The organism is Amycolatopsis sp. NPDC101161 (genome assembly GCF_044768185.1).
Lineage (GTDB): Bacteria > Actinomycetota > Actinomycetes > Mycobacteriales > Pseudonocardiaceae > Amycolatopsis.
In genome coordinates, this window is sequence record NZ_JBIWPI010000007.1 from 623838 (window position 1) to 635605 (window position 11768).

At 72.4% G+C, this 11768-nt stretch carries 12 protein-coding genes and 1 pseudogene; 5 read left to right on the forward strand and 8 right to left on the reverse strand.

The window, feature by feature from the left end; genetic code table 11:
• Window positions 1–25: 25 nt before the first annotated feature.
• Complete coding sequence (locus ACIRSS_RS45610; protein WP_400907324.1) at window positions 26–544, forward strand: NUDIX domain-containing protein; 519 nt, start codon at window positions 26–28, stop codon at window positions 542–544.
• On the opposite strand, the gene ACIRSS_RS45615 is transcribed toward ACIRSS_RS45610, so the two are convergent.
• From ACIRSS_RS45615 to ACIRSS_RS45625, 3 genes are read right to left on the reverse strand one after another with little or no spacing between them, the layout of a single operon-like run.
• Window positions 535–1149, reverse strand: a complete 615-nt coding sequence (locus tag ACIRSS_RS45615; protein ID WP_400907327.1) for a hypothetical protein — start codon at window positions 1147–1149, stop codon at window positions 535–537. The genes ACIRSS_RS45610 and ACIRSS_RS45615 overlap by 10 nt on opposite strands.
• Window positions 1150–1202: 53 nt before the next feature.
• Complete coding sequence (locus ACIRSS_RS45620) at window positions 1203–2144, reverse strand: aldo/keto reductase (protein WP_400907329.1); 942 nt, start codon at window positions 2142–2144, stop codon at window positions 1203–1205.
• A complete protein-coding gene (locus ACIRSS_RS45625; RefSeq protein ID WP_400873441.1) occupies window positions 2141–2479 on the reverse strand; it encodes a hypothetical protein in 339 nt (112 codons plus the stop codon). The genes ACIRSS_RS45620 and ACIRSS_RS45625 overlap by 4 nt, the downstream gene beginning before the upstream one ends.
• A 101-nt stretch (window positions 2480–2580) precedes the next feature.
• On the opposite strand from ACIRSS_RS45625, the gene ACIRSS_RS45630 reads away from it, so the two are divergent.
• Window positions 2581–3459 (forward strand): TIGR03620 family F420-dependent LLM class oxidoreductase, encoded by an 879-nt coding sequence (locus ACIRSS_RS45630; protein WP_400907332.1) that lies wholly within the window; start codon window positions 2581–2583, stop codon window positions 3457–3459.
• Here the strand turns inward: ACIRSS_RS45630 and ACIRSS_RS45635 are convergent.
• Complete coding sequence (locus tag ACIRSS_RS45635) at window positions 3442–4281, reverse strand: DUF3626 domain-containing protein (protein ID WP_400907335.1); 840 nt, start codon at window positions 4279–4281, stop codon at window positions 3442–3444. The genes ACIRSS_RS45630 and ACIRSS_RS45635 overlap by 18 nt on opposite strands.
• Window positions 4282–4378: 97 nt before the next feature.
• Between ACIRSS_RS45635 and ACIRSS_RS45640 the strand changes: the two genes are divergently transcribed.
• Window positions 4379–5302 carry a DMT family transporter gene (locus ACIRSS_RS45640; RefSeq protein WP_400907338.1) on the forward strand — a complete coding sequence of 308 codons (924 nt, stop codon included), beginning with the start codon at window positions 4379–4381 and terminating at the stop codon, window positions 5300–5302.
• A 50-nt stretch (window positions 5303–5352) separates the two neighbouring features.
• Here ACIRSS_RS45640 and arc read toward each other — a convergent pair whose 3' ends face one another.
• Window positions 5353–7155, reverse strand: coding sequence for a proteasome ATPase (arc, locus tag ACIRSS_RS45645; RefSeq protein ID WP_093946816.1), 1803 nt, complete (start codon window positions 7153–7155; stop codon window positions 5353–5355).
• A 364-nt stretch (window positions 7156–7519) separates the two neighbouring features.
• On the opposite strand from arc, the gene ACIRSS_RS45650 reads away from it, so the two are divergent.
• Together ACIRSS_RS45650 and ACIRSS_RS45655 are read left to right on the forward strand one after the other, a co-directional pair.
• The gene (locus tag ACIRSS_RS45650) at window positions 7520–8389 is read left to right on the forward strand and encodes a hypothetical protein (protein WP_400907341.1); all 870 of its coding nucleotides are present in this window, start codon (window positions 7520–7522) and stop codon (window positions 8387–8389) included.
• A 13-nt stretch (window positions 8390–8402) separates the two neighbouring features.
• Complete coding sequence (locus ACIRSS_RS45655; RefSeq protein WP_400907344.1) at window positions 8403–8849, forward strand: hypothetical protein; 447 nt, start codon at window positions 8403–8405, stop codon at window positions 8847–8849.
• A 133-nt stretch (window positions 8850–8982) separates the two neighbouring features.
• On the opposite strand, the pseudogene ACIRSS_RS45660 reads toward ACIRSS_RS45655, so the two are convergent.
• The 3 genes and pseudogenes from ACIRSS_RS45660 to ACIRSS_RS45670 all read right to left on the reverse strand — a co-directional run.
• Window positions 8983–9129 (reverse strand): annotated as a pseudogene (locus tag ACIRSS_RS45660) (pentapeptide repeat-containing protein); the annotation flags it as partial.
• A 456-nt stretch (window positions 9130–9585) separates the two neighbouring features.
• Window positions 9586–10416, reverse strand: a complete 831-nt coding sequence (locus ACIRSS_RS45665; RefSeq protein ID WP_400907346.1) for a tRNA (adenine-N1)-methyltransferase — start codon at window positions 10414–10416, stop codon at window positions 9586–9588.
• Window positions 10417–10478: 62 nt separating this feature from the next.
• Window positions 10479–11630, reverse strand: a complete 1152-nt coding sequence (locus ACIRSS_RS45670; RefSeq protein ID WP_400907349.1) for a site-2 protease family protein — start codon at window positions 11628–11630, stop codon at window positions 10479–10481.
• Between the last annotated feature and the right edge of the window lie 138 nt (window positions 11631–11768).

Genomic DNA, 11768 nt, shown 5'->3' on the forward strand with positions numbered 1-11768 from the left:
GTCGTCCTAGTGGAACGATGCACCCATGCCAGGCAGTGACGAACTCGTTGCGCTCTATGACCAGGCCGGCTCGGTCGTCGGCACGACCACCCGCTCGCGGGTCCGCGCGGAGGCGCTGTGGCACGCCGCCGGCGTCGTGCTGGTCCGTTCGGGTGACGGAAAGGCCGTCTACGTGCACCTGCGCACCGCGGTGAAGGACGTGTGGCCCTCGACCTGGGACTGCTGGGCCGGCGGCGTGGTCGCCGCGGGCGAAACCCCGGCCGAGTGCGCCAGTCGCGAACTGGCCGAAGAGCTCGGCGTCCAGGGGGTGGAACCCGTCCCGCTGTTCACCAAGGTCTACGACGACGGCCGCAACCGCTGCCACAACTTCGCGTTCGAAGTCCGCTGGGACGGCCCGATCCGCCACCAGGCCGAAGAGATCGTCGAAGGCCGTTGGATCCCGCTGGAGGACCTCCGCGCCTGGGTCGAGGACCCGGCACCCGAGCTGCCCTTCATCCCCGACGGCCGCGAAGGCGTCCAGGAGTGGTTCCGCCGCTACGGCTGAGCGGTCAGCTTCGCCGCCATCGCGGGCAGCAGGCGCTTGGCCGCGTCCACCGCGCGGGCCCCGGTGCTCGCCGCGACCGTCAGCTCGGACACGAGCATCCCCTTGGCCAGCAGCACCGTGCAGGTCTTGCCGTCGCTCCAGGCCTGCTGCCGCTCGACGCCGGGCTGGACGGGGACGCTCACCGTCTTGCCCGCGCACTCGTTTTCCGCGACGGCCCGGGCGGCAGACCGGTCCGGGAACACCACGACGCGGTGGCTCAGCTCCGACCCGCTGGGGTAGCGCCAGGACGCGGTCCAGCTGCCCGCTGACGGCCCGTCCGCCAGGCAGCCCGAAGCCTCACCCGGGCCCGGCTGCACGCCTTCCCCGGCCACGTCCGCGTCGGAAAGCAGCGCCCGCTGCGCGAGCCCGCCGAGATCGGGCTGCGCCGGGGTCGCCTTGGCCGGGCTCACCGGGACTTCCGACGTCTTCGGTGCCGCGGGTGCGGCCGAGGACGTGGGGACCGGATCGTCGTAGTACGTCTCCAGGTTGTTCGGATCGGGCCCGTCGCAGCCCGTGAGACCCACCAACGCCACCGCGGTCAACGCGATCGCCTGCCGATGACGCACCTGCTCCGGCCTCCTGTCGTCCGTGGCGTGCCAGCGAAGGGTAGTGCAGCCGTTCAGTCCCACGCCAAGGAGGACCGGTGTCGCCAGTAGGCACCGGGGTCCTCGGCGAGCCCGGCCAGCGCGTCCCGGTCGGCGGCGCCCAGCTCCAGCGTCGTGGCGCGCAGGTTCGCTTCCAGCTGACCCGGGCTGGCGGGGCCGATGACGGCGGTGTCCACCCAGTCCTGGGCGAGCACCGCGGCGACCGCGACGGCGTCCGGGCCGCTCCCGTGCGCGGACGCGATGTCGAGCACGGTCTTCGGCGCCTGCACGGCGAGCCTGCCGTTGGCGAGGGTTTCCTTGACCAGCACGCGTTTTCCGGCCGCGTGCGCCGCGGCGAGGGCCGGGCCGGCCGACTGCTCGAGGACGTTCCACGTCGACTGCACCGCGGAAAACACCGGCCGCCCGGCCACTTCCAGCGCGAACGCCCGCTCGATCGCGGCCGCCTGCGCCGGCCCGGACGTCGAGAACCCGACCGCGACGCCGTTCGCGGAAAGCTCGGCCAGCGCCTCGATCAGCGGCTCGTCGGTGAACAGCGGACTGTCCACAGTGAGCGAATGGACCTGGTAGAGACCGACCCGATCCCCCAGCAGCGTCAGGGTTTCCGCCCACTGCGTCGCGAACCGCGCCGCCGAGTGCTCCTTGACCTCGTGCACGTCGGCGTCGAGCCGCCAGTCCCCGACGTAGGCGTAGCCCCACTTGCTGGACACCTCGACGTCGGCGTGCCCGCGTTCGGCGAGCCAGCCGGCCAGGAACTCCTCCGAGCGCCCGTACGACCGGGCGACGTCGACGTGCCGCACGCCCGCGGCGTAGGCGTCGTCGAGGACCGCGAACGTCGCGGCCCGCATGGAATCCACGTCCCGCACCGGCGGGAGGGCGCCGTCGCGGCCGAGGTTGATGTAGGCGGGACGGCCCAGCGCCGCCAGGCCGAGCGCGATGCGGTCCACGGGTGCCCTCACGCCGTCTGCTTGTGCCGGAGGATGGCCAGCCACTGGTCGGAGTTCTGCGCCTGCCGGTGCAGCTTCTCCAGGCGCGCGGCCGGGGCCCGGACGTAGCCCTTGCCGAAGACCGGCGCGATCTGGCGCAGGCTCGCGCCGCCCTCGCGCGCGGCGAGCAGTGCCCAGTCGGAGGCGTCGGCGCAGGCCGCCGAGGCGCGGCGGAGCTCGCCGAGGATGTCGATGAGCTCCTGGGCACCCACCTCCCCCGCCTGGACGGCGGCCGCCGTCGTCTCCAGCCAGGCCAGGACGTCGGACTCGGTGATGGGCGCGCGGGGCCGGTGCGTTTCTTCGCTCACGGCCAGTGAGTATAGGTCGTTATACGCGAACCTGGCCGCGGCGACACGCCTCCACCCCTGACCGGGTTGACTCAAATCGTTGTTCTGCGATACTTCGATCCATGACCACCATCGAGGGGATGCGGCTCGGCCGCTACGGGATCTGGACGTTCGACTTCGAGAGCCGGCCGGCGAGCCTGATCCGGGAATCCGCACGGGAACTGGAAGAACTCGGCTGGCCGGCGCTCTGGATCCCGGAGACCGACGGCCGCGAAGCGCTCACCCACGCCGGTTTCCTGCTGGCGGCCACGGAGAACCTGACCGTCGTCAACGGCATCGCGCAGATCGGGTCGCGGGAGCCGCGCTGGACGCGGGGCGCGGCCCTGCTGCTCGCCGACGCCTACCCGGACCGCCACCTGCTCGGCCTCGGCTTCGGCGGGGTCCCCGGCCCGAAGCCCCGGCAAGCGGTGCGCGACTACCTCGACGCCATGGACGCCGTCACGAACGCCAACCCCGCGCCGCGGTCCCCCATGCGGCGGCTGCTGGCCGCGTACGGCCCCAAGATGCTGGAACTGGCCCGCGACCACGCGGCGGGCGCGCACACCTACCACGTCACGCCCGAGCACACGGCCCAGGCGCGGGAGATCCTCGGCGACGGCCCGTTCCTCGGCGTCGAGCACGCGGTGCTGTTCGAGACCGACCCGGCCAAGGCGCGCGAGACCGCCCGCGAGCACCTGCACCCGTACCTCACGCAGCCGTACAACATCGCGAAGTTCCGGCGGCTCGGCTACACCCAGGAGGAGATCGACGGCGCGGCCGACCGGATCGTCGACGACCTGGTGTTCTGGGGCGACCTCGAGACGATCACCGCGAAGCTGGGCGCGCACCTCGACGCGGGCGCCGACCACGTGGGCATCCAGGTCATCGGCATCGAGCCGGGCGGGTCGGCGATGCCGCACTGGCGCCGGCTGGCCGAGGCACTGCTACCGGTCGCCGCGTAGGCCGAACCGGGCGGTGCAGTGCCAGACGCGCTTGAGCACCTGCGGATCGTGCCGGCCGGCGCGGACGGCGTCGCCGATGACCCGGGCGTCGAGGAGGCCGTCTTCGGCGATCTCCTTGCCCGCCCGCACGACGTCCTCGCCGCGGTAGTCCGCGTGCTCGGCCAGCACCTCGACGGGCAGGCTGAACCCGTGGTGCCAGCGGGTGGGAAACGGCAGCCCGGCGGCCGCAGCCTCGACGTCGGTGCCGCGGAACGCCGGGTCCAGGACGAGCGCCTCGACGTCGGCCGCCAGCCGGAGCGGGCCGTGGACGTGGGCCTCGATGTGGTCGTCGAGCTCGTCCTGGACGTCCGCTTCGGCCAGGCGCAGCAACGGCATGTGCGCCGCGGTGCCGAAGTCCTCCGGCTCGCCGAAGCTGTCCGGGTAGCAGAACGTCGTCCGCGCCAGCACTTCCCGCTTCAGCACCAGGTGGGACGAGCCGAACCGGACCGAACCGCCCGCCGGGCGGCGGCGGTAGTTGAGCGAGCCGTACTTGGGCCGGGCGGCCGGCGGCAGGTCGTCGTAGACACCGCCGAACATGCGGCTCTCCCAGCGCCGGCGGTCTCCCCCGGCGTGCGCGGTGAGGCCGCCGTTGCTCGTGCCCGTCTCGAACTGCGACCGGTAGACGCCGTCCGTGCCGAAGTGCCGCAGCAACGGCACCTCCCCCACCAGGCGGTCCGGGTGGAAGTGGACGGTGACGTCCAGGTCTTCGGGCAGCGGCGGCCCGGTCACGCGGCTCGCGATGTGCGCGACCGCTCGCTGCCATCCGTCGTCCCCCAGCGCCATGAGCGGCATCCTACCCCGGTGCGTATAGGTCGTTATACGGATTGAGACGTCCGAAAACCGCTGGCCCCACCGCGGTCGTCCCGGCTTGACTGCGCCCATGCGGTTCGGTGCGGCGGGTTTCGGGGTCACGGTGCGGTTCGCGCTGCTGGCCGTCGTGTGGGGTGCGAGTTTCCTGTTCATCAAGGTGGGCCTGGCCGGGCTCTCCCCCGCGCAGATCGCGCTCGCGCGGGTCGCGCTGGGCGCGCTCGCGCTGGCCGTCGTGCTGGTCGCGCGCCGGCGGCCGCTCCCCCGGGATCCCGGGCTGTGGGGTCACCTCGCGGTCGTTTCGGTGCTGCTGTGCGTGGTGCCGTTCCTGCTGTTCTCGTGGGCGGAACAGTACATTTCGTCCGGTCTGGCCAGCATCTTCAACGCGACGACGCCGCTCGTCACGATGCTGCTGGCCGCCGCGGCCCTGCCCGAAGAGCGGTTCACGCCGCCGCGGGTGCTCGGCCTGTCGCTCGGGTTCCTCGGCGTGCTCACGATCGTCGGGGTGTGGCACGGCGTCGACGTCTCGCACCAGCTGACGGCGCAGCTCGCGTGCTTGGGCGCTACCACGTGTTACGGCGCGTGCTTCGTCTACATGCGCCGGTTCGTCTCTCCGCGTGGCGTGGACCCGGTCGTCGTCGCGTTCGGTCAGACCGGGTCGGCGACGGTCCTGCTCGCCCTGCTGGCGCCCGCGATCGCCACCACGCCGGTGCACCTGAACCTCGCGGTGGTGGCGAGCATGGTGGCGCTCGGCGTCTTCGGCACGGGGATCGCCTACGTCTGGAACGTCCGGATCATCGCGGCCTGGGGTGCGGCCAACGCCTCGGCGGTGACCTACCTCACACCGGTGGTCGGGGTGCTGCTCGGCGTGCTGGTCCTCGGCGAGCCGGTGAGCTGGAACCAGCCGGCCGGCGCGGTCCTCATCGTGGTCGGCATCCTCGCCGCCCACGGACGCCTGCGGCGACGCAAGCCCGAACCCGCGCTCGTGAGCCGTTAGACACGCCGATGGGGCGGCCGCCGAAGCGACCGCCCCATCGCGCGCCGGGACTACAGGTACTGACCGGTGTTCGTGGCGGTGTCGATCGCCCGCCCCGAGTCCTGGTTCTTGCCGGTGACGAGCGTGCGGATGTAGACGATCCGCTCGCCCTTCTTGCCGGAGATCCGGGCCCAGTCGTCCGGGTTGGTGGTGTTCGGGAGGTCCTCGTTCTCCGCGAACTCGTCGACGATCGCGTCGAGCAGGTGCTGCACGCGGAGACCCGGCTGCTTGGTCTCCAGCACCGACTTGATCGCCGACTTCTTCGCCCGGTCCACGATGTTCTGGATCATCGCGCCCGAGTTGAAGTCGCGGAAGTACAGGACTTCCTTGTCCCCGTTGGCGTAGGTCACCTCGAGGAACCGGTTCTCGTCGCTCTCCTCGTACATCCGCTCGACGGTGTGCTGGATCATCGCGTCGAACGTCGCCTTGGCGTCGCCGCCGAACTCGGCGAGGTCGTCCGCGTGGATCGGCAGGCCTTCGGCCAGGTACTTGGAGAAGATGTCCTTCGCGCCTTCGGCGTCCGGACGCTCGATCTTGATCTTGACGTCGAGCCGGCCCGGCCGCAGGATCGCCGGGTCGATCATGTCCTCGCGGTTGGAGGCGCCGATGACGATGACGTTCTCCAGGCCTTCGACACCGTCGATCTCCGACAGCAGCTGCGGCACGATCGTGGTCTCGACGTCGGACGAAACGCCCGACCCACGGGTCCGGAAGATCGAGTCCATCTCGTCGAAGAACACGATCACCGGGGTGCCTTCGGAGGCCTTCTCCCGCGCCCGCTGGAAGATCAGGCGGATGTGCCGCTCGGTCTCCCCGACGAACTTGTTGAGCAGCTCGGGACCCTTGATGTTCAGGAAGTAGGACTTCCCGTCCGCCGCGTCGCCCCGGGCTTCGGCCACCTTCTTGGCCAGCGAGTTCGCGACCGCCTTCGCGATGAGCGTCTTGCCGCAGCCCGGCGGGCCGTAGAGCAGGACGCCCTTGGGCGGGCGCAGCTGGTACTCCTGGTACAGGTCGGCGTGCAGGAACGGCAGTTCCACCGCGTCGCGGATCTGCTCGATCTGCCGGGTGAGGCCACCGATGTCCTCGTAGCGGACGTCGGGCACCTCCTCCAGCACCAGGTCCTCGACCTCCGCCTTCGGCACGCGCTCGTACGCGTAACCGGCCTTGGAGTCGACCAGCAGCGAGTCGCCCGGCTTGAGCGGCTGCTCGGCCAGCAGGTCGGAGAGCAGGACCACCCGCTCCTCGTCCGCGTGCCCGACCACCAGCGCGCGAAGGCTGCCGCCCTCGACGTCGGCGGCGAGCACCTCACGCAACGCGCACACCTCGCCGGTGCGTTCGAAGCCGCCGGCCTCGACCACGGTGAGCGCCTCGTTGAGCCGCAGCGCCTGGCCGCGTCGCAACGAAGAGAGCTCGACCGCGGGCGACACCGACACCCGCATCTTGCGGCCCGCCGTGAAGACGTCCACGGTGTTGTCCTCGTACGCCTCGACGAAGACGCCGTAGCCGGACGGCGGCTGGGCCAGCCGGTCGACCTCCTCACGCAGCGCGAGGAGCTGTCCTCGCGCTTCACGCAGGGTTTCGACCAGTTTGGTGTTGCGTTCGGTGAGCTGGCTCACCCTTTCCGAGGCCTCGGCGAGCCGCTGTTCGAGAACGCGGTTCTGCCGTGGCGAGTCGGTCAGTTTGCGGCGCAGCAGCGCCACTTCCTCTTCGAGAAAACGGATCTGCCGAGCCTGCTCGTCCGCCGTCGTCCCAGCTCCGGATGTTGCTGAAGGGTCGGCCTCCTCGCGCCGACCTCCGGGAAGGTCATGATGCATCGGGCACCTCCTCGGAGTGCTTTTCATTCCACGGTACCGGCGATCACCGACAAGAAAAGGCCTTTCCGGATCACAAGATCGGCGCGTCGCGGTTTCCTCACCTGGTCCAGCACGGACATTCCCGCAGCGCAAGAGGCCATTTCGGTGCCGTGGCCCCGGCGCGTCGCGGGTCTGTCCGGGCCTGGACGAACCAAGCACGTCGGGAGTACCCGGGCCCGGGACGGCCCAACCCCGCCCGGAGATGACGATTCGGGCCAGTTCCGCCCTAACCGCGCGGCGGTGTCGCGCGATGGCTAGCATCGGGCCGACGTCGGCCGCCTCGAAGGCCGGATCACCGTCGAAGGAACGCTAGGGGGCACCACCCATGACCTACCCGCCGCAGCAACCGGGCGGCTACGGGCAGCAGCCCGGCGGCTACGGGCAGCAGCCCGGGCCGTACGGCCAGCAGCCCGGCGGCTACCCCCAGAGCGGACCGCAGCCCCAGCCGGGCTACGGCGGCACCCAGCAGTTCGGCCGGCCCGATCCGTACGGGCAGCCGCAGCAGGGCGGTTACCCGCCCCAGACGGGCCCTCAGCCCCAGCAGGGCTACCCCCAGTACGGGCAGCAGCCCCAGCAGGACCAGTGGGGCCAGCCGACGCAGCAGCAGCCGGGCTTCGGCGGTTACGACCCGTACGGAGGCGGCGGCTTCGGTGACGCACCGCCGCCCAAGAAGAAGAAAACCGGACTCATCGTCGGCATCGCGGCCGCCGCGGTGGTCCTCGTCGCCGGCGGGGTGACGTGGGCCGTCCTGGCCAACGGGGACGACGGCAACACCGCGGCGCCGCCCGCCAGCAGCAGCTCCGCGGCCCCGACGTCCGCGCCGAAGACGTCCGCGTCGAAGCCCCGGGCCACGTCGCCGACCAGCCCCTCGACGAAGAGCACCAAGCCCGCGAGCGGCCCCGCGCCGTCCGGGAAGGGCAGCTCGCAGGAGCTGTTCGACACGACGATCGCCGCCTACAACGCGGGTGACGAGAAGGCGCTGGCCGACACGATCTGCCGGAGCGTGTTCGAAGGCACCACGGGCGACATCCCGAAGGTGACGGTCAAGCTGACCGGCTCGCCGCAGGACACCGGGGACAGGTCCACCGTGCGCTACTCGGCCACGGACGGCACCAAGACGAAGGTCGGCACGATGTCGGCCCAGAAGGAATCCGGCTTGTGGTGCCTGTCCAACGTGAAGGCGGACGGCTCGTGAGCCCGCGCCTTCGGTGAACCGCGCGCTCGCCGCCGGGCTCGTGCTGCTCGGCGTGGCCGGGGCGGGCGTGGTGCTCGGACTGCTGCTCGTCGCGCCGTCCGGCGCCCCGCCCGCGCCGTCCAGCCCGCCCCCGGCGCCCCGGACCACGGCCTCGGCGGCGCCGAGCGCGGTCGACACCGCCGCGGTGAACGTGCTGGCCCGCGCGATCGTGGACGCGATCAAGGCCCACGACTCGGCGGCGTTCGGCAAGCTGACGTGCCGTCCGCAGACCGCGGACGCGCTCGGGAGACTGCAGCGGATGTGGGACGCGGCCGGCCCGCTGACGGCGACCTTGAAGGAGCCACCGGAGGTCCGCGGCGAGTCAGCGACGGCAAAGGTGCACGTCGAGGCCCCGGGCGGCACGAAGGACACGCCCTTCCCGCTGCACAAGGAGTCCGGCCGCTGGTGCGTTCCTGGCTAAGAGGGCGGGGTGAACCCGGCGGGCCAGCGGGTGGTGCCGTCCGCCGTGACCCCGGTGAGGTCCGCGCCGGCCAGGTCCGCCCCGTGAGGTCGGCGCCGCGCAGATCCGCGGCCCTCAGGATCGTGCCGGTCAGCGTCGCGCCGGTGAGGTTCGCTTTCCGCAGCACCGCGCCCGCCAGGTTCGCCCCGGCGAAACAGACTTTCGGTATCGCCAAGCCGGACAGGTCGGCGTTCCGCAGGTCGACCCGCTCGAGTTCGGAAGCCGCGTCCGGCTCGATCATCCCGCCGCGGTCCAGCGCCGCGATCGCGGCCGAGACATCGTCCGCCGGACCGCCTTCGCGGTCCGCTGCCTCGGGTTCCCACGGTGCCCGGGCGCAGATGAAGGACGTCAGCAGCGCGTGGATGTGCCCGCGATAGCGGGGATCGAGGCCGGCCAGCTGCTCCAGCGCGTCGACCGCGCCTTGCCGCGTCGGCCCCTGCTCGGCCGCGCCGGCAGCTGCCGGGACGTGAGGAGCGCACCCAGGCCGACACCCGCCAGGGCGAGCAGGCCGCCCAGCGCCTGCAGCAGCGTCGCACGAACGTCGTTGACGGCCCTTCAGCCGATCCGCCGGCCCCAGCCCCGGCGAAGCGCCGACGAGCCAGGCCGGCGCGAAGAACACGCACAGCACCACCAGGACGGTCACGACGGCCGCTGCCGCCGCGAACCCGGCCTTCCGGCTCGGCGACACCCTCGCTCGCTAGCCCTTGCCCTTCGAGGGCCGCCGGGAGACGCGGGGTGAAACCGTCCCGTCCGCGAGCCGGCGGGCGGTGAGCAGGAACGCCGTGTGCGCGACCATCCGGTGGTCCGGGCGCACCGCGAGGCCCACCACGTGCCACGGCCGCATCAGCGTTTCCCACGATTCGGGCTCGGTCCAGCACTGCTGCTCGCGCAGCGACTCCGTGACGCGGGAAAGCTGCGTCACCGTCGCCACGTAGACCGTCAGCACGCCGCCCGGCACCAGGTGCGCGGCGACGTTCGGCAGCTGGTCCCACGGGGCCAGCATGTCCAGCACGACCCGGTCGACCTCGCCTTCGTGGGTCGCCAGGTCCGCCACGGTGAGCGACCAGTTCGCCGGCTTCTCGCCGAAGAACTTCACGACGTTGTGCTCGGCGTGCACGGCGTGGTCGTCGCGGATCTCGTACGAGCTCACGTGCCCTTCGGAGCCGACCGCGCGCAGCAGCGAGCACGTCAGCGCGCCCGAGCCGGCGCCGGCTTCGAGGACGCGGGCGCCCGGGAAGATGTCGCCCCACATCACGATCTGCGCGGCGTCCTTCGGGTAGATCACTTGCGCGCCGCGGGGCATCGACAGGATGTAGTCCGGCAGCAGCGGGCGCAGGGCCAGGTACGTCGACCCGCCCGCGGACACCACCACCGAGCCCTCGGGACGGCCGATGAGGTCGTCGTGGGCGAGCGCGCCGCGATGGGTGTGGTACTCCCCGCCGTCGGCCAGCGTCAAGGTGTAGTGCCGCCCCTTCGAGTCGGTCAACTGCACCCGATCACCCGCGCGAAACGGTCCGCTGACCGACAACACTTCCTCCTGTACCCCGAATGGCCGACGACAGATCTTCGCAGGCCGTCCGGGGCGCGGCCTCAGCGGGTACGGCGGTTCAGCGCGGCGCGCAGGTCGTCCCGGCGCAGCACGCCCGCCGGGCGGCCCTCGTCGTCGACGACGAGGAACTGCCACGCCGCGGTCTCGCGGACCCGCTCGACGACGTCCTCCCCCGGTTCCGAGGCCAGCAGGACGGTTTCGGCGCGGATCGGCTCCGCCGCGAGCTCGGCGGGCGCGTGCGGCGAGGTGCCCGCGAGCCGCTCCGCCGCGCCGGTGTCGAGCAGGCCGGCCGCGACGCCGTCCGCGCGGACGAGCACCACGCCCCGGCCCGCCGACGCCGCGAGCGCGTCCGACACCGGGCTTTCGGCGGGCAGCTGCAGCACCGGCCGCACCAGCTCGGCGAGGTCCAGACCTTCCGGCCAGGTACGGCGCGCCTCGGCGGTGAGCTCGGAACGCGCGCCGAGGATGACGAACCACGCCGTGACGACGCAGACGCCCAGGCGCAGCCACCGGTCCGGGCTGCCGGTCGCCAGGCCCCACAGGGCCCACACGAGCAGTCCCGCGGCCACGACCCCGCCGCCGGCGACCGCGGCGCGCGTGCCCTTGGCGCGGATCCCGGTGGCCGCCCAGACACCGGCGCGGACCAGCCGCCCGCCGTCGAGGGGCAGGCCGGGCAGCAGGTTGAACACGCCGACCGCGAGGTTCGCGACCGCGCATTCGGCCACGAGCATCCAGACCGCGCCGTCCGGCGGGACGGCGAACATCAGCAGGCCGCAGAACCCGCCCAGCAGCAGCGACACCGCCGGGCCCGCCGCGGCGACCAGGCCTTCGTGGATCGGCCGCTTCGGCGTGCGGGCCACTTCGGACAGCCCGCCGAGCAGGAACAGGCGCACCCGCCGGACCGGGATCCCCAGCCGCAGCGCGGCGACGCAGTGCCCGAGCTCGTGCGCGAGCACCGATAGGCCCAGCAGCAGCGCGAACGCGCCGGCCAGCAGCCACGACGTCAAGGTCGACGCGTCCGGGAGCAGCCGGCCGACCAGCGGTGCGTAGAGCACGACGACGATCAGCGATCCGATCCACCAGGACGGCGCCAGCAGCACGGGGACGCCGGCGACCCGGAACAGCTGGAGACCGCCGTCCGGGAGGACGGCCTGCCGGGTGCCCCCGGTGCCCTGTTCACTGGTCGCGGCCATGCCGGAGAGCCTAGAGCCCCAGGTGTGGGAAGCGGGTGATCCGGTCCCGGTGGTGTCGCGCACGGACGTGTGCCGTCCGGACGGGTCCGGGCGCCGGGCGTTGCGGTCGCCGGAACTGTCGGACCCCGGCGTTACGCT